We start from the raw sequence: 23,545 nt of genomic DNA, 5'->3' as shown, positions 1-23,545 counted from the left end.
AGATCGTCTGCCGCTTATCTCTTTAACGAGGTCCTCTCTATGAACCTTTGCCGCTGCCTTTTCAGCCTGCTGCTGCTGATGCCGCTGCTTGCCAGCGCCGGACCGGCGGCCGACTTCGCCGCTGCCAGCCGCAGCCAGCAGGCGACACTGCTGCAACAGTGGGCCGCCGCGCCAGACAGCAGCCGGTTACCGCTGCTGGAAGCGCTGAATGCCGAAAGCGTGGTCATCGACCAGAATAAACAACCGTTCAGCCAGCAGGGCAACAGGCTGCTGCCGCTGGATGCCCAGCCACAGCCAGACGGCCCTCTGAAAAAACTGTTTATCAACAACCGGCTGCGGGTGCTGATTAACGGCGCACTGGCGGCCCACCAGCTGGTGAGTGACGATGCCGATCTGCGGCTGCGTGCTGCACGACAGCTACAAAATGATGGCGCGGCCGATCAGCTGCCGCTGATTGAGCAGCGGCTGGCGGCCGAAAAAGATAGCCGGGTACATGCCGCGCTGACGCTGGCGCTGGCTAACCTGCAACTGGCGGATGCCCAGCCGATGGTGCGGCTCAAGGCGGTGACGCTGCTGGGTGAGTCCAGCGATCCCAATACCCAGGCCAGCCTGCAACGCTTAACCCAGCCGACGAATGAACCGGACGCCACGGTGCGCGCCGCCGCCGCCGACAGCCTGCAACAGATCCAGAAACGCCTGATGTGGGGCGATCTGCTGGGCCAGGCGTTCAGCGGTCTGTCGCTGGGCTCGGTATTGCTGCTGGCGGCGCTGGGGCTGGCGATCACTTACGGCCTGCTTGGGGTGATCAATATGGCGCACGGCGAAATGCTGATGCTCGGTGCCTATGCCACCTGGTGGGTACAGAGCCTGTTTCAGCAGTTTGCCCCGCACTATTTAGCCTGGTATCCGCTGCTGGCGCTGCCGGTGGCGTTTATGGTGACGGCCGCAATCGGGATGGCGCTGGAGCGCACGGTGATCCGCCATCTCTACGGTCGCCCGCTGGAGACGCTGCTGGCGACCTGGGGAATCAGCCTGATGCTGATCCAGGCGGTGCGGATGCTGTTCGGGGCGCAAAACCTCGAAGTGGCGAATCCGCAATGGCTGTCGGGCGGATTGCAGGTCCTGCCTAACCTGGTGCTGCCGTGGAACCGCATCGCGGTGATCCTGTTTGTGGTGTTTGTGCTGGCGCTCACCTGGCTGCTGCTGAATCGCACCCGTCTTGGCATGAACGTGCGCGCCGTGACCCAGAACCGCGCCATGGCGGACTGCTGCGGCGTGCCGACTGGTCGCGTCGATATGCTGGCGTTTGGCCTGGGTTCCGGCATTGCCGGTCTGGGCGGCGTGGCGCTGTCGCAGCTCGGCAACGTCGGACCGGAACTCGGCCAGGGCTACATTATCGACTCGTTTCTGGTGGTGGTGCTGGGCGGCGTCGGCCAGCTGGCGGGCACCGTGGTTGCCGCCTTCAGCCTCGGCATTCTCAATAAAGTGCTGGAGCCGCAAATTGGCGCGGTGCTCGGCAAGATCCTGATTCTGGTGATTATCGTGCTGTTTATCCAGAAACGTCCTCAGGGGCTGTTTGCGGTGAAAGGAAGGGTGACTGACTGATGACGCAACCCATGACGCTCCGTGCTGCGCGCAAAGCGCCGCGCCTGACGCTCAGCATCGGCCTGGTGGTGACGCTGGCGCTGCTGGTGATGCCGTTTCTGGCACTGCTGCCAGCCAGTCATCCGCTGGCGATCTCCACCTATACCCTGACGCTGGTCGGCAAAATCCTCTGCTATGCGGTAGTGGCGGTAGCGCTCGATCTGGTGTGGGGCTACGCCGGTCTGCTGTCGCTGGGGCACGGTCTGTTTTTCGCCCTGGGCGGCTACGCGATGGGCATGTACCTGATGCGCCAGGCGGCGGGCGAAGGCCTACCGGCCTTTATGTCCTTTCTGTCATGGCGTGAGCTGCCGTGGTTCTGGAGCGGGACCGAGCACTTCGCCTGGGCGCTCTGCCTCAGCGTACTGGCGCCGGGCCTGCTGGCGCTGGTATTTGGCTTTTTTGCCTTTCGATCCCGCATCAAAGGCGTTTACTTCTCCATCATCACCCAGGCGCTGACCTACGCCGGTATGCTGCTGTTTTTCCGCAATGAAACCGGCTTTGGCGGCAACAACGGTTTCACCGGCTTTACCACCCTGCTCGGCTTTTCAGTCAGCGCGACCGGCACCCGCATCGGCCTGTTTATCGCGACGGTAGGATTGCTGTTGCTGAGCCTGGCGATCGGCTTCGCGCTGGCGCGCAGCAAGTTTGGCCGGGTACTGACCGCGGTGCGCGACGCCGAAAACCGTCTGATGTTCTGCGGTTACGATCCGCGCGGCTTTAAGCTGTTTGTCTGGACGCTGTCGGCGATGCTGTGCGGGCTGGCCGGAGCGCTTTACGTGCCGCAGGTCGGGATTATTAATCCCGGTGAGATGTCGCCAGCCAACTCAATTGAAGCCGCCATCTGGGTGGCGCTGGGCGGTCGCGGTACGCTGATCGGTCCGCTGCTGGGTGCGGCGATCGTGAACGGCGCGCGCAGCTTTTTCACCGTCGCGTTTCCGGAATACTGGCTGTTTTTCCTCGGCCTGATGTTTATCCTGGTGACGCTCTTTCTGCCGCACGGCGTGATTGGCCTGCTGCGCCGGAGGAAACATGACTGACGCACTCTTTACCCAACCTCACCCGGCGGATCGCCATCGGGCGCAGCGCGATCCGGTACTGCAGCTGGAGAAGATCAGCGTCTCGTTCGACGGCTTCCGCGCTCTGACCGATCTCTCGTTGCAGATCGGCGTCGGCGAACTGCGCTGCGTGATCGGCCCTAACGGCGCGGGCAAAACCACGCTGATGGACGTGATCACCGGCAAGACGCGGCCCGATTCCGGCCGGGTAATCTACGATCAGGACAGCGATCTTACCCGCCTGTCGCCGGTGGAGATCGCCCGCGCCGGGATCGGCCGTAAGTTCCAGAAGCCGACGGTGTTTGAAGCGTTAACCGTGTTTGAGAACCTGGAGATCGCCCTGAAGGCTGACAAATCGGTGTGGGCCAGCCTGCGCGCTCGCCTCAGTGGCGAGCAGCAGGATCGGATTGATGAGGTGCTGAAGCTGTTGCGGCTCGGCGCTGAACGGCAGCGTCGCGCGGGCCTGCTGTCGCACGGTCAGAAGCAGTTTCTGGAGATCGGTATGCTGCTGGTGCAGGAGCCGCATCTGCTGCTGCTGGATGAACCGGCGGCGGGCATGACCGATGCCGAAACGGACTACACCGCCGAGCTGTTTCGCAATCTGGCGGGTAAGCATTCGCTGATGGTGGTGGAGCATGATATGGGCTTTGTCGAAACCATTGCCGACCACGTCACGGTGCTGCATCAGGGACAGGTACTGGCCGAAGGCTCGTTGCGCGAGGTGCAGGCCAATGAGCAGGTTATCGACGTTTATCTGGGGCGCTGAGATGTTACAGGTTACTGAACTGAATCAATATTATGGCGGCAGTCATATTCTGCGCGGCCTGTCGTTTGAGGTGAAAGTCGGTGAGATCACCTGCCTGCTGGGCCGCAACGGCGTGGGGAAAACCACGCTGCTGAAGTGCCTGATGGGCTTGATTCCGGCGAAATCGGGCGAGATCCACTGGCAGCAGCAGAAGCTCAACGGCCGTAAACCGCACCAGCGGGTGCAGTCCGGCATCGCCTATGTGCCGCAGGGCCGGGAGATTTTTCCGCGGCTGACGGTGGAGGAGAACCTGCTGCTGGGGTTGTCCCGCTTTCCGGCATCGCAGGCACGTCAGGTCCCGGATGAGATCTACCAGCTGTTCCCGGTGCTGTTTGCCATGAAGTCACGCCGCGGCGGCGATCTCTCCGGTGGTCAGCAGCAGCAGCTGGCGATCGGCCGGGCGCTGGCCTGCCGCCCGCAGCTGTTGATCCTGGATGAGCCAACTGAAGGGATCCAGCCGTCGGTGATCAAAGAGATCGGGGCGGTGATCCGCCAGCTGGCGCAGCGCGGAGATATGGCGATCCTGCTGGTTGAGCAGTTTTATGATTTTGCCGCTGAACTGGCGGACAGCTATCTGGTGATGTCACGCGGCGAAATCGTGCAGCGTGGCCGCGGCGACAGCATGGAAGCCGATGGCGTGCGCGGCCTGGTGGCGATTTAAGGCCGCGCATCGCGCTTACAGCAAGCCGGTCTCGACGGAGAAGTGGCACTGTTCGCCGCTGGCCAGGGTGATCAGGGTGCCGGCCTGCTGCGCCGCCAGAAAGCCTTCCGGCCGACAGGTGGCGGGCAGGATATAGGCCGCGACCTGTTGATCGGCGTTGTGCAGCAGCCAGCGGGTGGCGTGAGGAAACTGCGCGGTAGAGAAGCGCGTCATCAGGGCGTAGCCCGCCGGCGCGTGCAGCTCAAACTGCACCTCATCGCCATACTGCGGCAGATCGTCGGCGAAAAAGACGATCTCCGGATCGCACAGCTGCGGCTGATCGAGTTGCTGTAACGCCTGTGGATCGGCAGCCAGCTGCGCGGTGTAGTCGCGCCAGGCAGGCGTTGGTTTGAGATGGGCCGGGATCGAGCGACGCAGCTGAAAAGCCTGTTCGGGGATCGACTGCCGGAAACGTCCCTGATCGATCCACGCGCTGTTAAGATGACACATATACTGCAGCGGCATCGGCGCGCCAGCCAGGTTAGTCACCGTCATCGCGATCGTCAGCCGGGGCCGATCGGCCTGAATGCGGACGGCGGGTGCCGCCAGGTAGTGATGGCCGAAGCCTTTGACATATTCACACTCCCCTTCAAGCGACAGCGTCTGATCCTCCAGCACCAGCCAGGCGCTCTCCATCCGGGCGCAGGCCATCTCACCGTGCAGCGGATGATTGTCCTCGGGCGACGGGCAGCCGTTCGCCAGCAATCCCGAGTGGAACGCGAAGCAGCCGTAGGTATCGATGATCGAATCGCCGGGCAGCGGCTGCTTAAAGCTGTTGCCCATGGTCAGGTTATGATCGTCGAACTGCACGTCCCAGATCATCTGACCGAGAAACGGCAGTATGGTCACGCTGCCGCGCCGGTTATGTATGCGCACCGCTTCAATCCCCGCCGGGTAGCGAAACAGCACCACCCGGAAGTCATCGCTCTCCAGCAACACCTCAGGGGTAAAATGGAACTGCTCACGGCGTAACGGTAAACGGGTTTTCATGATGCCTCCTCCAGCAGACGACCGCCAGACACCGGTTTCTTATGGCGCAGCTCGCCATAGAAGTAAAAGCCGACCCAGGCGAAGCAAAGCAGCGAGACGCCAAACGCCAGCTGCATTGAGCCAGCCAGATCAGACACCAGCCCCTGCAGCGCCGGGACGAATGCAGCACCGACAATCGCCATCACGATAAACGCACCGGCCACTTCGGTATATTTATTATCGACCGTCGCCAGGGTTCCGGCGTAAATGGTCGCCCAGCAGGGACCAAACAGCACGCTGACGAACACGGCGGCGTAGACGGCGGTAAAGTTCGGCACCAGCATCACATACGCCAGCGTCAGCACGCCCAGCACCGAATAGGCGATCAGCACCTTCTCGGCGCGGAAACGGGTCATCAGGAAATTCGCCACGAACTTGCCGATAAAGAAGCAGATAAAGCTGTAGATCATGAAGTTGGAGGCGTGACGTTCATTAGTCGCACCCAGCGTCAGCGCCAGACGAATGGTGAACGACCAGACTGCCACCTGCATCCCGACATAGAGAAACTGCGTCACGATGCCGCGTTTAAAATGGCGGTTAGTCGCCAGATAGCGAAAGGTCTCCGCCAGCGAAGGCAGCGATGATTCGTTGCTTTGCGGTTTGCAGCGCGGATAGCGGGTAAACATAAACAGCAGCATCACCACCACTAATACCATCACCAGATATTTGTAGGGCTCCAGCGTATGTTCCAGCATCGTCAGGCGGAACGCGTGCGCCTGCTCTGCGGTCATGGACGCCATCTGACTCTCAAGGCTGTCGCCATCCTGGAACACCAGATATTTACCCAGCACAATGCCCATCAGCGCCCCAATCGGATAGAAGGTCTGGCTGATGTTGAGCCGCAGCGTGGCGTGGTCGCGATGGCCAATCATCGAGCTGTAGGTGTTGGCGGCGGTTTCAAGAAAGCTCAGGCCGATGGCGATAGCAAAGATCGCCGCCAGAAACATGGTGTAGGTCGCCATATGCGAGGCGGGATAAAACGCCACACAGCCAAGGATGTAGAGCGCCAGGCCGGTCAGGATCGCCAGCTTGTAGCTGGTTTTGCGGATCACCAGCGACGCCGGGATCGCAATCAGAAAATAGCCGCCATAAAAGGCGCTCTGCACCAGCGCGCTGGCAAAGTCGCTTAACGCGAACACGCTTTTAAACTGGGTAATCAGGATATCGTTGAGGCTGGCAGCGCAGCCCCACAGCGGAAACAGGCACGACAGCAGGATGAACTGAAAGCGCGGCGTTTTATTCAGATAGCCATCAGATTGCTGAACAATATTCTGTTGCATAGCGTGACCTCAGTGAAGGTTAAGAAAGCGCTGAAAACTCTCTGCGTCGGGATAGGCGCGCTGGGTGCCGCGTCCGGTGACGCTGCAGGCGGCATAGGCCGACGCCTGGGTCATGGCGGCCGCGACATCGCCGGTTTTAACCAGCAGGTGCGCAAAACAGCCAATAAAAGCATCGCCCGCGCCGCTGGTGTCGACGGCCTGAACCGGCGTGGCGGCCACCCGATGCACCCTATCGCCGCTCATCCAGACCGAGCCGCGACTGCCGAGCGTGATGATCAGGTTTTTCAGCCCGCGCTTTAACAGCGACTGTCCGGCGAGGATCACCTCTTCATCGCTGCTGACCGGCAGCCCGGTGAGGATCTCCAGCTCGGTTTCGTTAGGCATAAAGAAGTCGCACTTGCAGGCGTAGTGGATGTCGAGATCGGCCACCGCTGGCGCAGGATTGAGGATCACGGTGATCTGATGCTGACGGGCAAAATCGATGGCGTAATAGACCGTTTCCAGCGGGATCTCCAGCTGCAGGATGATCAGCTGGCAGGCTTTCAGCGCCTCTGCGGCAGCGTCGATATCGGCCGGCTTCAGCTGCTGGTTGGCGCCTTTGATAATCAGAATGCGGTTCTGCGACTGGTCATCGACAAAGATCGGCGCGACGCCGCTGGAGGTGCCCGGTGCGGTGGTGACAAAGCGCGTGTCCACGCCCTGCTGTTGCAGATTAGCCACGGTGTTGGGGGCAAAGAGGTCATCACCGACCTTGCTGACCATCATCACCTTGCCGCCCATTTTCGCTGCCGCGACGGCCTGGTTAGCGCCTTTACCGCCACAGCCAAGGGCAAAGTCGGGCGCTTCAAGGGTTTCGCCCGCTTTCGGCAGGCTGTTGGTATAGGTAATCAGATCGACCATATTTGAGCCGATGACTGCGATATCCATGACTGTTTTCTCCCGGATGTTTTTTAACCAGCAAATGTTATAAAAGTAACAATAACAATTCCTGCTGGTTAAATATGTGATAAAAACCACATCCTGAAGGGGCGGAATCTGCTGTTCAGGCCGAATTAAGGCCGGTTATCGTGTTACGATTGTAACAATCAGACAGCAGAGCAGACTGCCGCCAGGGTCGCGGCCTGGCGGCTGAAAGGCCACCGCCGGGCGACGGCGCTGGAGGTTTGCGGGGTTTAGCAATTGCAGGTAAGATTGAAAATCAGCCTGACGGAGAGGACGCAACCCCTTAAAATCTGTGAGGTTTGTCGCGATGATTACGCCGGTTTCCGGTCCCTCAATCAGCCCAGCAGGATACTCAACAGACAGAGATGAACATGGAAACCCGGCGCGACGAACGTATTCATAAGCTGACGCAGGCGCTTAAACGCACCGATAAACTGCATCTGAAAGACGCGGCGCAGCTGCTTGGCGTGTCAGAGATGACTATCCGCCGCGATCTGACCGAGCCGGCCTCCAGCGTCGTGCTGCTGGGCGGCTACATCGTCAGCGATCCAAAAAGCCACGCCGGCCACTACTTTGTCACCGACCAGCACGGCCAGAATGCGGCCAGAAAACAGCGGCTGGCACAGGCTGCCGCCAGCCTGATCGGTGAAAATGACACGGTGTTTTTTGACTGCGGCACCACCCTGCCCTACATCGTCGATGCCATTCCTGACGCGCTGCCGTTTACCGCGATCTGTTGCGCCATGAACACCTTCCTGGCGTTAAAAGAGAAACCGGCCTGTAACGTGATCCTCAGTGGCGGCGAATTTCATGCCGACAACGCGCTGTTTACGCCGATCGGCGCCCATTCGATCCTCGACGATCTCTGTCCGACCCTGGCGTTTATCTCAGCGGCCGGGATCGATAAAGATCAGGGCGCGACCTGCTACAACATCAATGAGCTGGCGATGAAGCATCACGCAATGCGTCGGGCACGCCAGTGCATTCTGGTGGCTGACAGCAGTAAATATGGCAAGGTGCTGCCTGCCCGCATCGCCGAACTGCGCCGCTTTGATCTGCTGGTGAGTGACAGCGCACCCGATCAGGCTCTGCAAAACTGGCTGGCGCAACAGGCGATTCCGCTGCGCCTGCCGTAAAGGTCTGCCTGACGGCGGCAGAACGCTTCGCCGTCAGCCGTTCACGTTACTCTTGCCACTCCCCGGAACAGCATCCCGCCAGCGAGACGCTGATGACGCGTCCGATCCCCTTTTCCGACAAAACGCCTGTGCATTATCGGCTGCGCGGAAATCAGGCAGTCAGGCCGAACTGCGGCACACGTCGGAAATTCGCCGCGCCCCGGCTGTGATTAGACGGTGAAAAAGGCTAAACTTCGACATCATCCCAATGACCAACAGACCCAGAGGCTCAATACAACGTGGCTCAATTCGTCTATAGCATGCACCGCGTCGGCAAAGTGGTTCCGCCGAAGCGACACATCCTGAAGAACATCTCCCTTAGCTTCTTCCCTGGCGCGAAAATCGGCGTCCTCGGCCTGAACGGTGCCGGGAAATCCACCCTGCTGCGCATCATGGCCGGCATCGATAAAGATATCGAAGGGGAAGCGCGCCCGCAGCCAGGCATTAAGATTGGCTACCTGCCGCAGGAGCCGCAGCTCAACCTGGAACACACCGTGCGTGAGTCGGTTGAAGAGGCGCTGTCTGAAGTGGTTGGCGCGTTAAAACGTCTCGACGAAGTCTACGCGCTGTATGCCGAAGAAGGCGCGGACTTTGACAAACTGGCCGCTGAACAGGGCCGTCTGGAAGAGATTATCCAGGCACACGATGGTCACAATCTGAATACTCAGCTGGAGCGCGCTGCGGATGCATTGCGCCTGCCAGACTGGGATGCGAAAGTCGCCACGCTCTCCGGTGGTGAACGTCGCCGCGTCGCACTCTGCCGTCTGCTGCTGGAAAAGCCAGACATGCTGCTGCTCGACGAACCTACCAACCACCTGGACGCCGAATCTGTCGCCTGGCTGGAACGCTTCCTGCATGACTTCGAAGGTACCGTAGTGGCGATTACCCACGACCGTTACTTCCTTGATAACGTGGCGGGCTGGATTCTGGAACTGGACCGCGGCGAAGGCATCCCGTGGGAAGGCAACTACTCCTCCTGGCTGGAGCAGAAAGATGCCCGTCTGGCGCAGGAAGCCTCGTCTGAAGCGGCCCGCCGCAAGTCGATTGAGAAAGAGCTGGAGTGGGTTCGTCAGGGCACTAAAGGCCGTCAGTCTAAGGGTAAAGCCCGCCTGGCGCGCTTCGAAGAGCTGAACAACACCGAATACCAGAAGCGTAACGAAACCAACGAACTGTTTATTCCGCCTGGCCCGCGTCTGGGTGACAAAGTGCTGGAAGTCAGCAATCTGCGTAAATCGTACGGTGACCGCGTGCTGATTGACGATCTGTCGTTCTCGGTACCGAAAGGGGCGATTGTCGGCATCATCGGTCCGAACGGCGCCGGTAAATCGACGCTGTTCCGCATGATGTCCGGTCAGGAACAGCCTGATTCCGGCAGCATCGTGCTCGGCGATACCGTCAAGCTGGCGTCAGTCGATCAGTTCCGTGACAGCATGGACAACTCCAAAACCGTATGGGAAGAGGTCTCCGGCGGTCAGGACATCATGCGTATCGGCAACACCGAAATGCCAAGCCGCGCCTATGTTGGTCGCTTTAACTTTAAAGGCGTCGATCAAGGCAAACACGTCGGTGAACTGTCGGGCGGTGAGCGCGGTCGTCTGCACCTCGCCAAGCTGCTGCAGGTTGGCGGCAACATGCTGCTGCTCGATGAACCGACCAACGACCTGGACATTGAAACCCTGCGTGCGCTGGAAAACGCCCTGCTGGAGTTCCCGGGTTGCGCGATGGTGATCTCGCATGACCGCTGGTTCCTGGACCGTATCGCGACCCACATCCTGGACTATCAGGATGAAGGCAACATCGAATTCTTCGAAGGTAACTTTACCGAATACGAAGAGTACAAGAAGCGCACCCTCGGTGCCGAAGCGCTGGAGCCGAAGCGTATCAAGTACAAGCGTATGATTAAGTAATCGCAGCGTGATTGATGTTAAAAAGGGAAGCGAGTGCTTCCCTTTTTTATTAAATTAATAAATCTGAGTCCATTGTTCAATAAGCCCTTGATGCTCCTCATCATTTGTTTTAAATAAAATGCAGGTGAATATATTCTTTTTATCAAAACCAATCACAATATTATCTCCGGGAACCGCCAGTTCTGTTATCGGATTGCTTTCATAGTAAAGTCGGAACTCGGAACGAGTTTCATGTGACTCTCTGGCATCATACCAGGTAACGGATGCATTGCAGCTGACATTACTGCCCCTAAGGATAAAAGTAGTTTCAATCACCCTATTTTCATCACCCAGAATATTTTTAAGAGCCGTTACGCCATTAAACTCTCGCTGATCGTAAAGCTCACTTTTTGATAAGGTTTTGATACATGCAGTCTTTAAATTTTGAGCTTTCATAAAAATCCTCTTCCTCTGAGAACCACAGGAAACATCATCATATTTAATGAAATATAATTTTCTGCTACAGGTATCAAACTTATAAGTTAATGTAATTACTGTTATATAAAAGTCAGCGATAAAAATCCCTGAACACCGGGGATAGCAGCGCGAACTCAACAAAGCGCGCCAGCGCCGGCGAGTTGAGTTTACGTCCCGGATAGACCAGCCACAGTTCATTCCCTTCCATCTGCCAGTCCGGCAGCACCGGCACCAGACGCGGGTCCGCCATCGCACCGTCGGTAAGAAAATGCGGCAACAGCGTAATGCCAGCATCTGCCAGCGCAGATTCACGGGCGTAGATTAAATTATCCGTCAGATGGCCCGGCGGCAGCAGCCAGCGATAATACTCATCGTCACGCTGTAATACCCACTCGTTCCAGGCGCGATGGGCGATGCAGCGATGCGCAGCCAGCTGTTGCGGATGCACCAGCGGCGGATGCCGATCAAGATAGTGTTGCGAGGCCACCAGCAGGCGCTGGCAATAGCCAACCCGACGACCAATCAGCGATGACTCCTGCGGCTGACCGGTACGCAGCGCCACATCAAACCCCTCCTGCACCAGATCACGCATATCATCCGAGATCGAGACATCCAGCGTTACGTCGGGATAAAGCTGTAAAAACGCCGCATTGCAGCGCGCCAGCAGCGTGGCGCCAATGCCGGCCGGACTGGTGATACGCAGCCGGCCGCTGGGATTCTCGCGCAGGCTGGCGATCGCCTGATCGGCGCGTTCGCTGGCCTGCATCATCTCCTGGCAGTGCAGCAGATAGCGTTCTCCGGCAAAGGTCAGATTAAGCTGGCGAGTGGTTCGGTTCAGCAGCCGGATGCCAAGCCGTTGCTCCAGCTGGCTGATGCGCTGGCTGACGCTCGATTTTGGCAACCCCGCGCGTTCCGCCGCAGCGGTAAAACTGCCACACTCCGCCACCAGCGCAAAAAGCGCCATGTCCTGCCACTGACGAAACGCCATTGTTCACCTCAGACGAACACTCTATGAAAGATTGTCCATCTTATCACCGCTAAATCCAGGTTCTACACTTAGCGTAATCACACAGGAGAATCACTATGTCTATTCGCGCTATTGCTATTAATCCAGAGAGTCCTGAAAACTTTATTGAAATCTTTCCTGAAACCCCAACGCCAGGCGAGTATGACCTGCGGGTTGAGGTTAAAGCCGCCTCGGTGAATCCGGTTGATACCAAGGTTCACAAAGGCGCGGTCAAAAACGGGCTGCAGGTGCCCCGTATTCTCGGCTGGGATGCCAGCGGCGTGGTGCTGGAAGTCGGCAGCAAAGTCAGCAATTTTAAGCCGGGCGATGAAGTCTACTATGCCGGCGATCTGACCCGTCCCGGCAGTAACAGCACCGAGCAGCTGATCGACGCACGCATTACCGGCCACAAGCCGAAGAGCCTCGACTGGGCGCAGTCGGCGGCGATCCCCCTGACGGCGCTGACCGCCTGGGAAGGACTGTTTGAGCGGCTGAATCTGACCGCTGCCCGCGAAGATCAAACGCTGCTGATCGTCGGTGGCGCAGGCGGTGTCGGATCGCTGGCGATCCCGCTGGCGAAGCTGCACAGCAAGGTAAAAGTCATTGCTACCGCCTCCCGGGAAGATTCGGCGCAGTGGTGCCGCGATCGCGGTGCCGATCTGGTGATCAACTATAAAGATATGCCGGGTGAACTGGAAAAACAGGGGATCAAGCAGGTCGATTATATCTTCTGCCTCAACGATACCGACGGTCACTGGGAAACCATGGCGAAGCTGATCGCGCCGCAGGGCCATATCTGCACCATCGTGGAGAACGAGCATCCGCTGTCGATGGATCAGCTGAAGCTGAAAAGCGCAGCACTGCACTTTGAGCTGATGTATACCCGCAGCATGTTTAATACGCCGGATATGGCGCGTCAGGGTGAAATTCTGGATGCCGTGGCGGCACTGCTGGATGAAGGTAAGCTGCAAACCACCCTGAGCGAGACGCTGCAGGGATTAAGCGTTGAGACGCTGAAAGCGGCCCATCAGCGGGTACTGGAAGGCCACATGCGTGGCAAAGTAGTGATGGTTTATTAATTGAGCAAGGGGACCCGCCACGGTCCCCTTTCGCTTCAGGGCTGGGCGTTCTTCTCGCCCAGCATCCCTTTCACCACTTCAATGCAGCGCAGGAAACGGGTGTCGTAGTCATCTTCCCGCACATGAACGAAATCGATATTGTTTTCACGCAGCATCGTCACCAGCATCGACTGAAATTCGCGGCGGTCTACGGAGCTGCCGAGACTGCGCAATCCGTCTGCCACCCACGGCACATTATTTTCCAGCAAAATCACTAAATCGAAGCGATATTCGTCGATCAGGGCCTGAACGAAAGGATGTTCGCGCCCTTCGTACTTCAGGCAAAACGCCTGAGTTGTGACAAAATCGGTGTCGATAAACGCCACCTTGTTGGCATATTTGACCGCAAAGTCGATGTACTGCGCCTGACCCAGTGCAATCTTGTCGTAGTCAGAATATTGCAGCGCCATTTCGTCACCACCGAGGTGCGAAAAGACATAGTCGCGGCCATATTCCCAGGCACTGGTGGTGTTGAAAATATTGGCGAGCTTATTCACCAGCGTCGATTTACCACTCGACTCGCCGCCGAGGATCGCCACGGTACGCACGAAAAACGGCTTCACTTCGGTCGGAATGTATTCCCAGAAACGGAACGGGTCCTGGCGGATCTGTGCGCCGCTGATGCTCATAAAGGATCGGTTGGGATCGACCAGTATCGTCTGAATCCCCAGATGCTGCTGATACATCTCCGCATCGGGCGCTTCACTGGTATAAATGCAATCCGGGGTGATGCCGTGCTCGTTCAGGAAGCCGCTGACGCCTTCACTCCAGACATCCCAGCCGTGCGGATAGGGCTCTATTCCCTCTTCATTGAAGGCGTGGATGCGGATGTTTTTCTGGTATTTGAAGGTTTGCAGTAGCCAGCGCAACCGATCACTGACCGTCGGCTGCTGCGACATGGCGCTGTTATCAAACAGCTCACGATCGCGCGGCTCGTCATAGCCCATGATGATATGCAGCTCATCCACCTGGCTACAGGCGCGCTGGATCAGATAGATATGCCCGGTGTGCAGCGGATAAAACTTGCCAAACACCACGCCAACCGTTTTATCACGACGCGGAAATTCCAGCCCGAGAAAGCGATGCAGCGCTTCCAGCTTTTGCGCGCTGGGGCTTTTGATTTTGGCATTGAGCAACTGGCTCAGATAGCCTTTGGTCATGCCGCTGGCGTCAGCGACCTGTTGCAGCGTGTGACCCTGCTGGCGAATGGCCGTTTTTAGATAATCAAACGACGACATGTCGTGCCTCCTGCGTGAATGCGGTTAAGGTTGAACGCGTCTCCTCGCCCGCTGACGGCACGCCATCAGCGGACGTCAGGCGCATTACAGGTCGTCCAGAATCGCCAGCGCATCCGCCAGCTTCTTCGCGCTGAAAACCTGCATTCCATCGATCGGTTTTTTCGGTGCATTGCCAGCCGGCACAATGGCCCGTTTAAAGCCATGCTTTGCCGCTTCGGAGATACGTTCCTGACCGCTGGGGACCGGCCGGATTTCGCCTGCCAGCCCCACTTCGCCGAAGATCACCAGATCCTGCGGCAGCGGACGATCGCGCAGGCTCGACACCATCGACAGCATCAGCGCCAGGTCAGCACTGGTTTCGGTGACTTTGACGCCGCCGACCACGTTAACGAACACATCCTGGTCCGCCATCTGCAGCCCGCCATGACGGTGCAGCACCGCCAGCAGAATCGCCAGGCGGTTCTGTTCCAGCCCCACCGCCACGCGCCGCGGATTGCCCATCATCGAATGGTCCACCAGCGCCTGAATCTCCACCAGCAGCGGACGCGTTCCTTCCCACAGCACCATGACCGAGCTGCCGGAAGTGACCTCTTCGCCACGCGAAAGGAAGATGGCCGACGGGTTGCTGACTTCACGCATCCCCTGCTCGGTCATGGCAAACACGCCTAATTCATTCACCGCGCCAAACCGGTTTTTATGGCTGCGCAGGGTGCGGAAGCGGGAATCGGCATCGCCATCCAGCAGCACTGAACAGTCGATACAGTGCTCCAGCACTTTGGGACCGGCCAGCGAACCATCTTTGGTGACGTGACCGACCATGATGATCGCCACGCCGCGCGTTTTGGCGAAGCGCGTCAGGTAGGCGGCGGTTTCTCGCACCTGCGCCACGCTGCCCGGCGAAGACTGGATCTCCGCCATGTGCATTACCTGGATCGAGTCAATCACCATCAGCTGCGGCTGCTCCTGCTCGGCGATCAGGCAGATCTGCTCGATGCTGGTTTCCGACAGCATATTGACGTTTTCGGTCGGTAATCCCAGACGATGGGCGCGCATTGCTACCTGTTGCAGCGACTCTTCCCCGGTGACGTACAGGGTTTTCATCCCTTCCGACAGGCGACACATGACCTGCAGCAGCAGGGTCGATTTACCGGCTCCCGGACTGCCGCCGATCAGTATGGCGCTGCCCGGCACTACGCCGCCGCCGAGCACCCGGTCAAACTCTTTGAAGCTGGTCGAGAAGCGCGGTAACGCCTCCAGACTGATTTCAGACAGCTTCTGTACCCGACTGGTACCGGCGCTGCCCGCGTAACCGCTCAGACGCTCGTTACGCGCCGCAGCAGGCGAGGCGGCGATCCGCACCTCGGTGATGGTGTTCCAGGCGTGACAGGCGCTGCACTGCCCCTGCCAGCGTGGATAGTCTGCGCCGCATTCGTTACAGACAAATGCGCGTTTTGCCGCTTTGGCCAAATCAATACCTCAGTTAACGCTCTTCATGGATCAGGCTGCCGGTGAGGATGCAGAACACCCCCATTAAATCGGCATGGCGAATGGTGACCGCAGTCTGCTCATTCACCTTAGGTTTCGCATGGTAGGCAATGCCCAGCGCTGAGGCTTTAATCATCAGCAGGTCATTGGCCCCATCGCCAACCGCCACGGTCTGTTCCGGCGCGATGTCAAAACGCTGCGCCAGCTTTTTCAGCGTGTCGGCTTTGTATTGTGCGTCGACAATCGGTCCCAGCAGGTTGCCGGTGAGTTTGCCGTCGCGGATTTCCAGTTCATTGGCGACTACCGCTGACAGATGCAGCTTGTCGCGCAGGTATTCGGCGTAATAGGTAAAGCCGCCCGAGGCGATCGCGACCTGCCAGCCCAGCGCCTGCAGTTTTTGCGTCAGGGTGGTCAGGCCCGGCATCAGCGGCAGCGCATCGCGCACCTGCTTCAGAATATTAGCATCGGCCCCTTGCAGGGTCGCCACCCGCTCACGCAGGCTGGCGGTGAAGTCGAGTTCGCCGCGCATTGCGCGTTCGGTGACGTCTGCCACCCGCTCGCCACTGCCGGCCAGTTTTGCAATCTCGTCGATGCACTCGATCTGAATCGCGGTGGAGTCCATATCCATCAGCAACAGGCCCGGCGTTTTCAGGTGCGGAATTTTACCCAGCGGCGCCACGTCCATCCCGGCGTCATGCGCCAGTTTGCTGGCGAACGGCGTTAGCGAGCCCGCCAGGCGAATCACCTGATACTCATCGACGTTCCAGGCGCTGACGATCACCATCGCGGCACCCAGCTGATGCTGGTAGTCGGTCAGCCGTTGCTTATCCAGCCCGCGGCCGTACAGTAGCCAGCCAGTCCGGCCAGCGCGATAATCCAGCGGCATCACTTCATCACCGCTAAGGGAAAGGGGCAAACCCGGCCAGAGAGAGACATCGGCGGGCAGATCGCACCAGGTTAAACGATTTGGCATCACAGCTCCTGTAGGGACAACAAAACCACGCAAGAGGCTACCTTGTCTGCGCCGCTTCTGGCAACATAATCTCCAGGCTTTCTGTTGTGACGTGACACGGGTTATTGATGGCTAAAACCGCACTAAAATTTCGCTTACATCGCACGGTGATTGTGCTGATCTCAATGGCGCTGCTGGTGGTCCTGATGCAGGGCGCTTCCTGGTTCAGTCTCGGCCATCAAATGGCGCGTTCCGAACAGGTCGAGGAGCTGGCGCATACCCTGACCAATCAGGTGGCGTTCAGCCTGAAGCCGTTGATGGATAACAGCGAAAATAACCGCAACCAGATTGAAGCCATTCTCAATCAGATGACCGCCAACAGCCGCATCCTCGACGCCTCGGTGTATGACGGCGACGGCAGCTTAGTGGCGCACAGCGGTGAAAATATCAATGTGCGCGACCGGCTGGCGCTGGATGGCAAACGCGCCGGCAGCTATTTCAATCATCAGATTGTCCAGCCGCTGGCCGGTAACGATGGCCCGCTCGGCTTTTTGCGCGTCACGCTCGATACCCACGTACTGGTCACCGAATCGCGCCAGGTGGATAACACCACCAACATTCTGCGCCTGATGATGCTGCTGGCGCTGGCGATCGGCATTATTCTCTCCCGTACCCTGCTGCGCCATCGCCGGACCCGCTGGCAGCAGTCGCCGTTTCTGCTCACCGCCAGTACGCCGGTGAAAGAAGATCGCGATGAGGAAGACGAGAAAAAAGAGTAGCGCCTCGTCGCTGATGCCACCGCGCGATACTACAACTGAAAAGGCCCGTCAGACGGGCCTTTTTAGCAATCAGCGTGCGGCTTTGCGAGGCATCCCGCATTAACCGGCCAGCAGGGCTTCCAGTTCACTCAGCGATTTGACCTGCCAGGTCGGATGAATATGTTCCGGCAGCGGACGGGTACCGTGATCGAGCCAGCAGGTTTTCAGACCGGCATTCATCCCGCCGAGAATGTCCGACTCCGGAGTATCCCCCACCATCAGCACCCGCTGACGATCCGGGTTGCCCATCTGCTTCAGCGCATAATCAAAGATCTCTGCGGCCGGTTTCGGCACGCCCACCTGTTCCGAGATCACCAGCGCCGAGAAGTAATCACGAAAACCGGTACGCTCCAGCCGCGTCTGTTGCAGCGCGGTGAAACCGTTGGTGATAATGCCCATCTTCACCCGGCCATGCAGCCGGTTCATCAGGCTGACCGCGCCCGGCAGCGGCGTGCAGATCTCGCCCATCGCCGTGAGAAAGCCGCTGTTGAGGATCTCCGGTGCCACGCTGAGCTTTTCGCTCCAGTGATTAAAGCGCTGGGTCTGCAACTGTAGCGCCGAAATAGTACCGTTCTGATAATCGACCCACAGCGGCTTATTAATCGCCTGATAATCGGCGTAATCCTGGTCGGAAAACTGCACGTCGTAGCCAGCAAACAGTCGCTGTAATCCGGCATAGGCGTCGAAATGAAAAAGGGTATCGTCAGCATCAAACAGGATGCAATCCCAGTTATCTAACATCAAAGCTCCTTAACACCGCTACAGCGTCAGCGCCATGATGATGGCGTCTTCGCGACCGCTGGCGGTGGGATAATAGTTGGGACGGCGGCTGACCTGGTTAAACTGCAGTTGCTCATAGAGCGCAATTGCCGGCAGATTTGAGGCCCGCACTTCCAGCCACAGCGTCAGCACGTCGCGTTTAATCAGTTCATCAATCAGATGCTGTAACAATTGACGGCCAAATCCCCGGCGCTGCCAGGCGGGATCGACCGCAATGTTGAACAGCGAGGCTTCATCCAGTACCACCTGAGTGATAGCGAAGGCGGCCATTTGACCGTCCACATCGAGTCGCAGATTGAGAAAGCGTTCGCCCTGGTTACTGGCAAACGTCTGTTCACTCCAGGGAAAGGCGTGACTACGACGCTCAATGGCAAAGGCCTGCGCCCGATCGTCAGGGGTGAGAAAAGAGATGGCTGTCATGGTTACACATCTGTTGCCAGAGCGCGCGTTTGGCGGCGCCGCTGCTGATCAGTTCATTGAAGGAGGCGCTGGTTAATGCCACGCCGTTAAAGGTCTGTTCGCTCTCGACCCCAAGCAACCAGCCTGCGCAATTGAGCGTTTCCGGCAGCATTTGCAGCTGGTCCGGCGTCACGGTCATTACCTGAGTGGGTTGCAGATTCAGCGTATGCAGCACGTCGCGCATCAGCGGTTCGTGCAGGCCGGGCGGTGTGTCAGCCACGATAATCAGCTGCGTGTCCGGTGCCAGCGTGACCGCAATTTCGCCCTGAAGCACGCGCGGGCGGCGCAGCTGATACTGCGTAATTCCCATTTGCTGTAAAAGCCAGTCGCGCCTGGACGTCATGGTGTTACCTGTTCTGCTGCCTGAATGCGACGCTATGCTAGCAAACCCATCGAACATGCGCCAACAAACCACTATAATCGCCGCTCAGATCTTACAGGAGCCCTACATGTCTGCTTTTACCCCGGCCAGCGAAGTCATTCTGCGCCACAGTGATGAATTTACCGCCCGCCACGTTTTGTTTGCTGGCGATCTGCAGGATGACCTGCCCGCTCAGCTGGAGACCGCCTCTTCGCGCGTTCATACCCAGCAATATCATCACTGGCAAAACCTGAGCCACCGCATGGGCGAACAGGCGCGTTATGGACTGGTTGCGCAGGCGGAGGATGTGCAGGGCTGCGATACGCTGGTCTATTTCTGGACCAAGAACAAACCCGAAGTGCAGTTCCAGCTGCAGAACCTGCTGTCATTGCTGCCGGTGGGCTGCGATGTCTTTGTGGTGGGTGAGAACCGCAGCGGCGTGCGCAGCGCTGAAGGGATGCTGGAAGAGTGGGTCACGCTGGAGAAGATTGACAGCGCACGCCGCTGTGGCCTTTACCACGGTCGCCTCGACAAACAGCCTGAGTTTGATGCCAGCACCTTTGGTCATACTTATCAGCTCAACGATCTGACCATTCATACTCTGCCTGGCGTCTTCAGCCGTGACGGTCTGGATAGCGGCAGTGCGCTGTTGCTGTCGACCTTTACCGCACATACCAAAGGTAAAGTGCTGGATATCGGTTGCGGTGCGGGTGTGCTTGCCGCGTCGCTGCCAGCGCGTTCGCCAAAAGTGCGTCTGTGGCTGTGCGACGTCCACGCCGCGGCGATTGAAGCGAGTAAAGCCACGCTGGCTGCCAACGGTCTGGAAGGCGAAGTGTTCGCCAGCAACGTCTTCTCTGATGTGACCGGTCGCTTCGACATGATCATCTCGAATCCGCCGTTCCATGAAGGCACTCAGACCAGCCTTGACGCCGCACAGGCGCTGATTCGTGGCGCGGTGAAGCATCTCAACACCGGCGGTGAACTGCGTATCGTTGCTAACACCTTCCTGCCCTATCCACAGGTGCTGGATGAAACGTTCGGCAGCCATGAAGTGATCGCACAAACCGGCCGCTTTAAAGTGTATCGCGCCGTCTATGGTCGCGGAGCGAAAACGCGCTAAGGCCTTTTCCCGCCGTTAACCGCTTTGCCGGGCTGAAAACGTTGCTTTTTACAGCGATCGTTTCAGCCCGACGAAATAGTTGTTGACGCAAAGAGTAAAATCTCTAGAATGCGCCTCCGTGGTTGTAACATTCTCAACGTGTTACGGGTATGCGAAGGTGGCGGAATTGGTAGACGCGCTAGCTTCAGGTGTTAGTGTCTTAACGGACGTGAGGGTTCAAGTCCCTCTCTTCGCACCAAAATCACAAGTTTCATATCGCGAGCACTGCGCGAAGGTGGCGGAATTGGTAGACGCGCTAGCTTCAGGTGTTAGTGTCTTAACGGACGTGAGGGTTCAAGTCCCTCTCTTCGCACCATTGCGGTGATATGAACAGACAACTCGATGCGAAGGTGGCGGAATTGGTAGACGCGCTAGCTTCAGGTGTTAGTGTCTTAACGGACGTGAGGGTTCAAGTCCCTCTCTTCGCACCAACGTTGTCATCTTCCTGCTGTAATCCTTTCTGTTCTGTCCATCCTGTACGCATTCTTTCGCCATTTCCTGTCGTTAATTCAGCTGAAAATTCACCGATACCGCCGCCAGTCCGCCCGCTAATGCCAGACATGATGGCAGCAGCAGATAGTGGCGTAAGCGCTGATTAAACAGCATCACAATCGTCATCAGTAGCGCAACAACCATCACCAGCCGCCACTGGCTGAAGCTCGGCCCCCACAAGGCAAATAATGGCATGGCGGCGCATGGCAGCAGCACGCCCCAGGCACTGTCCAGTTTTTTCCCCATCACCCAGCTAAATCCCCACAGGCCGCAGGCGGCAATGATAGCCATCCCCATGATCCACACCTCAAATGATAAGCATTCCCATTATCATATGACACTTCTGTGCCTTGTGCAGCCTGTTTTTGTCGGGTCCGGTCCGGAAGATGACAGACCAGTTGGAAAATGCTAGATTGCGGCCGATAACACTTTTAATAACAGCAATAATTTGCTCACCGTCCGGTAAAAGTTTTGCCGGCTTGCGCTTTGATATTTCAGGGCCGTAACGAGTATTTATAATGAAATTACACTCTTATGAAGAGCTGAAACACAGCAAATATCGACTTTCGCTCATGCTTTTGTTGTTCCTTAACGCTGTTATCTCGCTATTTTGTCTGACGCCGATAAAGCAGAGTGAAATGACGTTACCGGTAATATTGGTGGCTATCTTTAGCAGCGCCATTTTATGCCTTTGCTTAATTCGCCCTAAAGTACAATTACCGCTATTAAATCCGGTTGCCTTTATACTGGGCGTACTGTGGGCCTGGCACATTAACTATCGCTTTAATCAAATCTTTTATTTTGATGGCGGTTTTCTGATTATCAGTTTGCTCAGCGTCTTTTTTATCAGCGCCATTGCCCTCAGCGATCATCTGCTGGCCTTTTGCCTGCATATCACGCCGCCGGTGTTAACCGTGTTGCTGCTGGATAAGGGTGAACATCTGCCGCTGATCCTGCTCAACATCGCGCTGCCGCTGATCGGTTTCTCGCTCCAGCACCTGATGCGCCGCCGCGCCGATAACTTTACCCTGCGCCTGATGCACCAGCTCTATCAGGAGAAAGAGGCCTTCAGCGACCTCAGTATGCTCGATCCGCTCACCGGCCTGTATAACCGCCGCGGGCTGAAAAACCGGCTCGACAATATTCTGGAAAACCATGCAGGCAGTCATTATGTGCTGCTGCTGGATATCGATCATTTCAAAGCCTACAACGATAATTATGGTCATGCGATGGGTGACCAGGCGCTGGCGCGGGTCTCGGTGGCGATTCGTGATGCGGTGCGTTCGCGTGATGTGGTGACCCGCTATGGCGGCGAAGAGTTTCTGGTATTAATGACCAACGTTAACAGTTCCATTGCGATGAAACTGGCAGAGCGGATTCGTCAGTATGTGGTTGATTTAGAAATCCCTCATCGCTTTAACGAAAAAGTCTCGACCCATGTCACCATCAGCGCCGGTATTGCGCCTATTTACGATAATGAATTTGACCAGGCGGTGGCGAATGCGGACCGCGCATTATATGTGGCCAAAAATCAGGGAAGAAATACCATTTTGGCCTGGGAAGATTTGCCTAAAGCTCAACACCTGCCGTCCACTGAACGGGCGTAATATTCTGCGCCGGAACCGGCTATTATCGTGTCGGCGCAACGACCCGCCATTTTTCATTCTATTAGTTCTTATTCCTGACTTAATTTTTACTCCCTGTTACCGGCTATCACTTGCTGTTGTTTTGCACAGCTTGTAGAGTGAATCAATAACGATTATCATTTGCTTTCTTATCTACCCTTTTCGCGAGTCGACATGGCAACCGTAACCGCACAGGAAAATCGCTTTAGCACGCAGTCGATAATCTTCCGGCAACACGATGGTTCGCTGGCGGAAAGTTTGCAGCAGCGGCTATTACAACAGCCCGACTACCTGCAGCAGTCGATTAAGCTCGATCGGCCTGCCCCGCCCGATTGCCTGACGCTCGCCGAATGGTCACAAACCGCCACCTTCACCCCACTGATTCAGCGCTACAGCGACTATCTCTATCGCGATCATCCTGATGCCGTGCGGGAAGCAAAGCCGGTGCTGTCACTGTGGGCGCAGTGGTATTTTGGCCTGTTGCTGCCGCCGCTGATGATAGCCTTACTGCAGGAGTCGCGCGCGCTCGACTGCTCGCCTGAACAGATCCGGGTTGAGTTTCAGCAGGGTCATCCCGCCGCGTTCTGGATTGCGGTACAGGAAGATGACGATGCGCACTATCTTAATGCACAGCAGCGCCTCGATCGGCTGATTCAGCAGCATCTGATTCCGGTGGTCAACAGCATCACCCGCCACGGCGACATCAATGCCAGACTGATCTGGAACAACATGGGTTTTTCGTTTCAGTGGTTTCTCGGTGAGCTGAAAAGTCAGATTGGCGAGCAGCAGGTGGCGCAGCTGGAACAGGCGCTGTTCTTCAACCAGCGGCTGCTGGATGGCAGTGATAATCCGCTCTACCGCACCATGATCCCCCGCAACGGCGAACTGGTTCGTCGCAGCTGCTGCCAGCGTTATCGCATTCCCGATGTGGCGCAGTGCGGCAACTGCACATTAAGCAGCAGCTGATCGCGACGCATTCTGTCACGGAATCTCCGCTAATCTCGTTTACAGGCCCGAAGGCTTGTGGCAATTTCTACGCCTTCGATCAGCCTGGAGAGA

At 57.5% G+C, this 23,545-nt stretch carries 23 protein-coding genes and 3 tRNA genes; 14 read left to right on the top strand and 12 right to left on the bottom strand.

The features are described 5' to 3' along the window. Positions 1-39 precede the first annotated feature (39 nt). Genes urtB through urtE form a run of 4 tightly spaced genes read left to right on the top strand, consistent with a single transcriptional unit; the run spans position 40 to position 4,165 of the window. Positions 40-1,605, top strand: a complete 1,566-nt coding sequence (gene urtB / locus ACX3P5_RS02515) for an urea ABC transporter permease subunit UrtB (RefSeq protein ID WP_233985359.1) — start codon at positions 40-42, stop codon at positions 1,603-1,605. Next, positions 1,605-2,681: an urea ABC transporter permease subunit UrtC gene (urtC, locus tag ACX3P5_RS02510; RefSeq protein ID WP_233985360.1), complete on the top strand. Its 1,077-nt coding sequence runs from the start codon at positions 1,605-1,607 to the stop codon at positions 2,679-2,681. The genes urtB and urtC overlap by 1 nt, the downstream gene beginning before the upstream one ends. Beyond that, a complete protein-coding gene (gene urtD / locus ACX3P5_RS02505; RefSeq protein ID WP_233985361.1) occupies positions 2,674-3,465 on the top strand; it encodes an urea ABC transporter ATP-binding protein UrtD in 792 nt (263 codons plus the stop codon). The genes urtC and urtD overlap by 8 nt, the downstream gene beginning before the upstream one ends. A gap of 1 nt (position 3,466) precedes the next feature. After that, a complete protein-coding gene (urtE, locus tag ACX3P5_RS02500; protein WP_069728458.1) occupies positions 3,467-4,165 on the top strand; it encodes an urea ABC transporter ATP-binding subunit UrtE in 699 nt (232 codons plus the stop codon). 15 nt (positions 4,166-4,180) lie between these two features. On the opposite strand, the gene ACX3P5_RS02495 is transcribed toward urtE, so the two are convergent. From ACX3P5_RS02495 to rbsK, 3 genes are read right to left on the bottom strand one after another with little or no spacing between them, the layout of a single operon-like run. After that, positions 4,181-5,194: an aldose 1-epimerase family protein gene (locus ACX3P5_RS02495; RefSeq protein ID WP_458968256.1), complete on the bottom strand. Its 1,014-nt coding sequence runs from the start codon at positions 5,192-5,194 to the stop codon at positions 4,181-4,183. Next, the gene (gene fucP / locus ACX3P5_RS02490; RefSeq protein WP_233985363.1) at positions 5,191-6,513 is read right to left on the bottom strand and encodes an L-fucose:H+ symporter permease; all 1,323 of its coding nucleotides are present in this window, start codon (positions 6,511-6,513) and stop codon (positions 5,191-5,193) included. Before fucP ends, ACX3P5_RS02495 begins: the two co-directional genes overlap by 4 nt. Positions 6,514-6,522: 9 nt before the next feature. Further along, the gene (rbsK, locus tag ACX3P5_RS02485) at positions 6,523-7,440 is read right to left on the bottom strand and encodes a ribokinase (protein WP_458968255.1); all 918 of its coding nucleotides are present in this window, start codon (positions 7,438-7,440) and stop codon (positions 6,523-6,525) included. A gap of 386 nt (positions 7,441-7,826) precedes the next feature. On the opposite strand from rbsK, the gene deoR reads away from it, so the two are divergent. Together deoR and ettA are read left to right on the top strand one after the other, a co-directional pair. Further along, positions 7,827-8,591: a DNA-binding transcriptional repressor DeoR gene (deoR, locus tag ACX3P5_RS02480; RefSeq protein ID WP_233985365.1), complete on the top strand. Its 765-nt coding sequence runs from the start codon at positions 7,827-7,829 to the stop codon at positions 8,589-8,591. Between the two features lie 278 nt (positions 8,592-8,869). Further along, on the top strand, positions 8,870-10,537 hold the full coding sequence (gene ettA / locus ACX3P5_RS02475; protein ID WP_458968254.1) for an energy-dependent translational throttle protein EttA: 1,668 nt from the start codon (positions 8,870-8,872) through the stop codon (positions 10,535-10,537). Positions 10,538-10,591: 54 nt separating this feature from the next. Here the strand turns inward: ettA and ACX3P5_RS02470 are convergent, their stop codons facing one another. Together ACX3P5_RS02470 and ACX3P5_RS02465 are read right to left on the bottom strand one after the other, a co-directional pair. Further along, entirely contained in the window at positions 10,592-10,972 is a 381-nt protein-coding gene (locus tag ACX3P5_RS02470; protein ID WP_094119198.1) for a hypothetical protein, read from the bottom strand. A gap of 112 nt (positions 10,973-11,084) precedes the next feature. Further along, on the bottom strand, positions 11,085-11,981 hold the full coding sequence (locus tag ACX3P5_RS02465) for a LysR family transcriptional regulator (RefSeq protein ID WP_336755877.1): 897 nt from the start codon (positions 11,979-11,981) through the stop codon (positions 11,085-11,087). Positions 11,982-12,076: 95 nt separating this feature from the next. Here ACX3P5_RS02465 and ACX3P5_RS02460 point away from each other — a divergent pair, with 95 nt between their 5' ends. Continuing rightward, a complete protein-coding gene (locus ACX3P5_RS02460; protein WP_233985368.1) occupies positions 12,077-13,078 on the top strand; it encodes a zinc-binding alcohol dehydrogenase family protein in 1,002 nt (333 codons plus the stop codon). Between the two features lie 35 nt (positions 13,079-13,113). Here ACX3P5_RS02460 and nadR read toward each other — a convergent pair whose 3' ends face one another. The 3 genes from nadR to serB form a co-directional block, all read right to left on the bottom strand. Further along, the gene (nadR, locus tag ACX3P5_RS02455) at positions 13,114-14,355 is read right to left on the bottom strand and encodes a multifunctional transcriptional regulator/nicotinamide-nucleotide adenylyltransferase/ribosylnicotinamide kinase NadR (RefSeq protein ID WP_094119195.1); all 1,242 of its coding nucleotides are present in this window, start codon (positions 14,353-14,355) and stop codon (positions 13,114-13,116) included. Between the two features lie 84 nt (positions 14,356-14,439). Then, positions 14,440-15,822, bottom strand: coding sequence for a DNA repair protein RadA (gene radA / locus ACX3P5_RS02450; protein ID WP_031376046.1), 1,383 nt, complete (start codon positions 15,820-15,822; stop codon positions 14,440-14,442). Between the two features lie 13 nt (positions 15,823-15,835). Continuing rightward, a complete protein-coding gene (serB, locus tag ACX3P5_RS02445; RefSeq protein ID WP_233985369.1) occupies positions 15,836-16,813 on the bottom strand; it encodes a phosphoserine phosphatase in 978 nt (325 codons plus the stop codon). Positions 16,814-16,920: 107 nt separating this feature from the next. Here serB and ACX3P5_RS02440 point away from each other — a divergent pair, with 107 nt between their 5' ends. Next, complete coding sequence (locus tag ACX3P5_RS02440; protein WP_094119192.1) at positions 16,921-17,571, top strand: YtjB family periplasmic protein; 651 nt, start codon at positions 16,921-16,923, stop codon at positions 17,569-17,571. A 99-nt stretch (positions 17,572-17,670) separates the two neighbouring features. Here the strand turns inward: ACX3P5_RS02440 and yjjG are convergent, their stop codons facing one another. The 3 genes from yjjG to ACX3P5_RS02425 are packed head-to-tail and all read right to left on the bottom strand — an operon-like array spanning position 17,671 to position 19,192. Next, on the bottom strand, positions 17,671-18,351 hold the full coding sequence (gene yjjG / locus ACX3P5_RS02435) for a pyrimidine 5'-nucleotidase (protein WP_233985370.1): 681 nt from the start codon (positions 18,349-18,351) through the stop codon (positions 17,671-17,673). Between the two features lie 18 nt (positions 18,352-18,369). Continuing rightward, a complete protein-coding gene (rimI, locus tag ACX3P5_RS02430; RefSeq protein ID WP_233985371.1) occupies positions 18,370-18,810 on the bottom strand; it encodes a ribosomal protein S18-alanine N-acetyltransferase in 441 nt (146 codons plus the stop codon). Next, entirely contained in the window at positions 18,782-19,192 is a 411-nt protein-coding gene (locus ACX3P5_RS02425; RefSeq protein ID WP_233985372.1) for a DNA polymerase III subunit psi, read from the bottom strand. The genes rimI and ACX3P5_RS02425 overlap by 29 nt, the downstream gene beginning before the upstream one ends. A 106-nt stretch (positions 19,193-19,298) precedes the next feature. On the opposite strand from ACX3P5_RS02425, the gene rsmC reads away from it, so the two are divergent. From rsmC to ACX3P5_RS02405, 4 genes are all read left to right on the top strand, one after another. After that, positions 19,299-20,330, top strand: a complete 1,032-nt coding sequence (rsmC, locus tag ACX3P5_RS02420) for a 16S rRNA (guanine(1207)-N(2))-methyltransferase RsmC (RefSeq protein WP_233985373.1) — start codon at positions 19,299-19,301, stop codon at positions 20,328-20,330. A 151-nt stretch (positions 20,331-20,481) separates the two neighbouring features. Continuing rightward, positions 20,482-20,568 (top strand) — tRNA-Leu (locus ACX3P5_RS02415). A gap of 30 nt (positions 20,569-20,598) precedes the next feature. Continuing rightward, a tRNA-Leu gene (locus ACX3P5_RS02410) sits at positions 20,599-20,685 on the top strand. A 28-nt stretch (positions 20,686-20,713) separates the two neighbouring features. Further along, a tRNA-Leu gene (locus tag ACX3P5_RS02405) sits at positions 20,714-20,800 on the top strand. Between the two features lie 73 nt (positions 20,801-20,873). Here ACX3P5_RS02405 and ACX3P5_RS02400 read toward each other — a convergent pair. Next, positions 20,874-21,158, bottom strand: a complete 285-nt coding sequence (locus ACX3P5_RS02400; protein WP_458968253.1) for a DUF1435 domain-containing protein — start codon at positions 21,156-21,158, stop codon at positions 20,874-20,876. Between the two features lie 221 nt (positions 21,159-21,379). Between ACX3P5_RS02400 and ACX3P5_RS02395 the strand changes: the two genes are divergently transcribed. Continuing rightward, the gene (locus tag ACX3P5_RS02395) at positions 21,380-22,468 is read left to right on the top strand and encodes a GGDEF domain-containing protein (protein WP_233985375.1); all 1,089 of its coding nucleotides are present in this window, start codon (positions 21,380-21,382) and stop codon (positions 22,466-22,468) included. 192 nt (positions 22,469-22,660) lie between these two features. Beyond that, a complete protein-coding gene (gene fhuF / locus ACX3P5_RS02390) occupies positions 22,661-23,452 on the top strand; it encodes a siderophore-iron reductase FhuF (protein ID WP_233985376.1) in 792 nt (263 codons plus the stop codon). Positions 23,453-23,545: the final 93 nt, after the last annotated feature.

This window comes from Pantoea sp. S-LA4, from assembly GCF_054482835.1.
This window is presented reverse-complemented; position numbering and strand designations above follow the sequence as displayed.

What these genes read in the sequence shown, in the direction of transcription:
- urtB (WP_233985359.1), top strand. Translation starts at nt 40, where the DNA reads ATGAACCTTTGCCGCTGCCTTTTCAGCCTGCTGCTGCTGATGCCGCTG.
- urtC (WP_233985360.1), top strand. Translation starts at nt 1,605, where the DNA reads ATGACGCAACCCATGACGCTCCGTGCTGCGCGCAAAGCGCCGCGCCTG.
- urtD (WP_233985361.1), top strand. Translation starts at nt 2,674, where the DNA reads ATGACTGACGCACTCTTTACCCAACCTCACCCGGCGGATCGCCATCGG.
- urtE (WP_069728458.1), top strand. Translation starts at nt 3,467, where the DNA reads ATGTTACAGGTTACTGAACTGAATCAATATTATGGCGGCAGTCATATT.
- ACX3P5_RS02495 (WP_458968256.1), bottom strand. Translation starts at nt 5,194, where the DNA reads ATGAAAACCCGTTTACCGTTACGCCGTGAGCAGTTCCATTTTACCCCT.
- fucP (WP_233985363.1), bottom strand. Translation starts at nt 6,513, where the DNA reads ATGCAACAGAATATTGTTCAGCAATCTGATGGCTATCTGAATAAAACG.
- rbsK (WP_458968255.1), bottom strand. Translation starts at nt 7,440, where the DNA reads ATGGATATCGCAGTCATCGGCTCAAATATGGTCGATCTGATTACCTAT.
- deoR (WP_233985365.1), top strand. Translation starts at nt 7,827, where the DNA reads ATGGAAACCCGGCGCGACGAACGTATTCATAAGCTGACGCAGGCGCTT.
- ACX3P5_RS02470 (WP_094119198.1), bottom strand. Translation starts at nt 10,972, where the DNA reads ATGAAAGCTCAAAATTTAAAGACTGCATGTATCAAAACCTTATCAAAA.
- ACX3P5_RS02465 (WP_336755877.1), bottom strand. Translation starts at nt 11,981, where the DNA reads ATGGCGTTTCGTCAGTGGCAGGACATGGCGCTTTTTGCGCTGGTGGCG.
- ACX3P5_RS02460 (WP_233985368.1), top strand. Translation starts at nt 12,077, where the DNA reads ATGTCTATTCGCGCTATTGCTATTAATCCAGAGAGTCCTGAAAACTTT.
- nadR (WP_094119195.1), bottom strand. Translation starts at nt 14,355, where the DNA reads ATGTCGTCGTTTGATTATCTAAAAACGGCCATTCGCCAGCAGGGTCAC.
- serB (WP_233985369.1), bottom strand. Translation starts at nt 16,813, where the DNA reads ATGCCAAATCGTTTAACCTGGTGCGATCTGCCCGCCGATGTCTCTCTC.
- ACX3P5_RS02440 (WP_094119192.1), top strand. Translation starts at nt 16,921, where the DNA reads ATGGCTAAAACCGCACTAAAATTTCGCTTACATCGCACGGTGATTGTG.
- yjjG (WP_233985370.1), bottom strand. Translation starts at nt 18,351, where the DNA reads ATGTTAGATAACTGGGATTGCATCCTGTTTGATGCTGACGATACCCTT.
- rimI (WP_233985371.1), bottom strand. Translation starts at nt 18,810, where the DNA reads ATGACAGCCATCTCTTTTCTCACCCCTGACGATCGGGCGCAGGCCTTT.
- ACX3P5_RS02425 (WP_233985372.1), bottom strand. Translation starts at nt 19,192, where the DNA reads ATGACGTCCAGGCGCGACTGGCTTTTACAGCAAATGGGAATTACGCAG.
- rsmC (WP_233985373.1), top strand. Translation starts at nt 19,299, where the DNA reads ATGTCTGCTTTTACCCCGGCCAGCGAAGTCATTCTGCGCCACAGTGAT.
- ACX3P5_RS02400 (WP_458968253.1), bottom strand. Translation starts at nt 21,158, where the DNA reads ATGGGGATGGCTATCATTGCCGCCTGCGGCCTGTGGGGATTTAGCTGG.
- ACX3P5_RS02395 (WP_233985375.1), top strand. Translation starts at nt 21,380, where the DNA reads ATGAAATTACACTCTTATGAAGAGCTGAAACACAGCAAATATCGACTT.
- fhuF (WP_233985376.1), top strand. Translation starts at nt 22,661, where the DNA reads ATGGCAACCGTAACCGCACAGGAAAATCGCTTTAGCACGCAGTCGATA.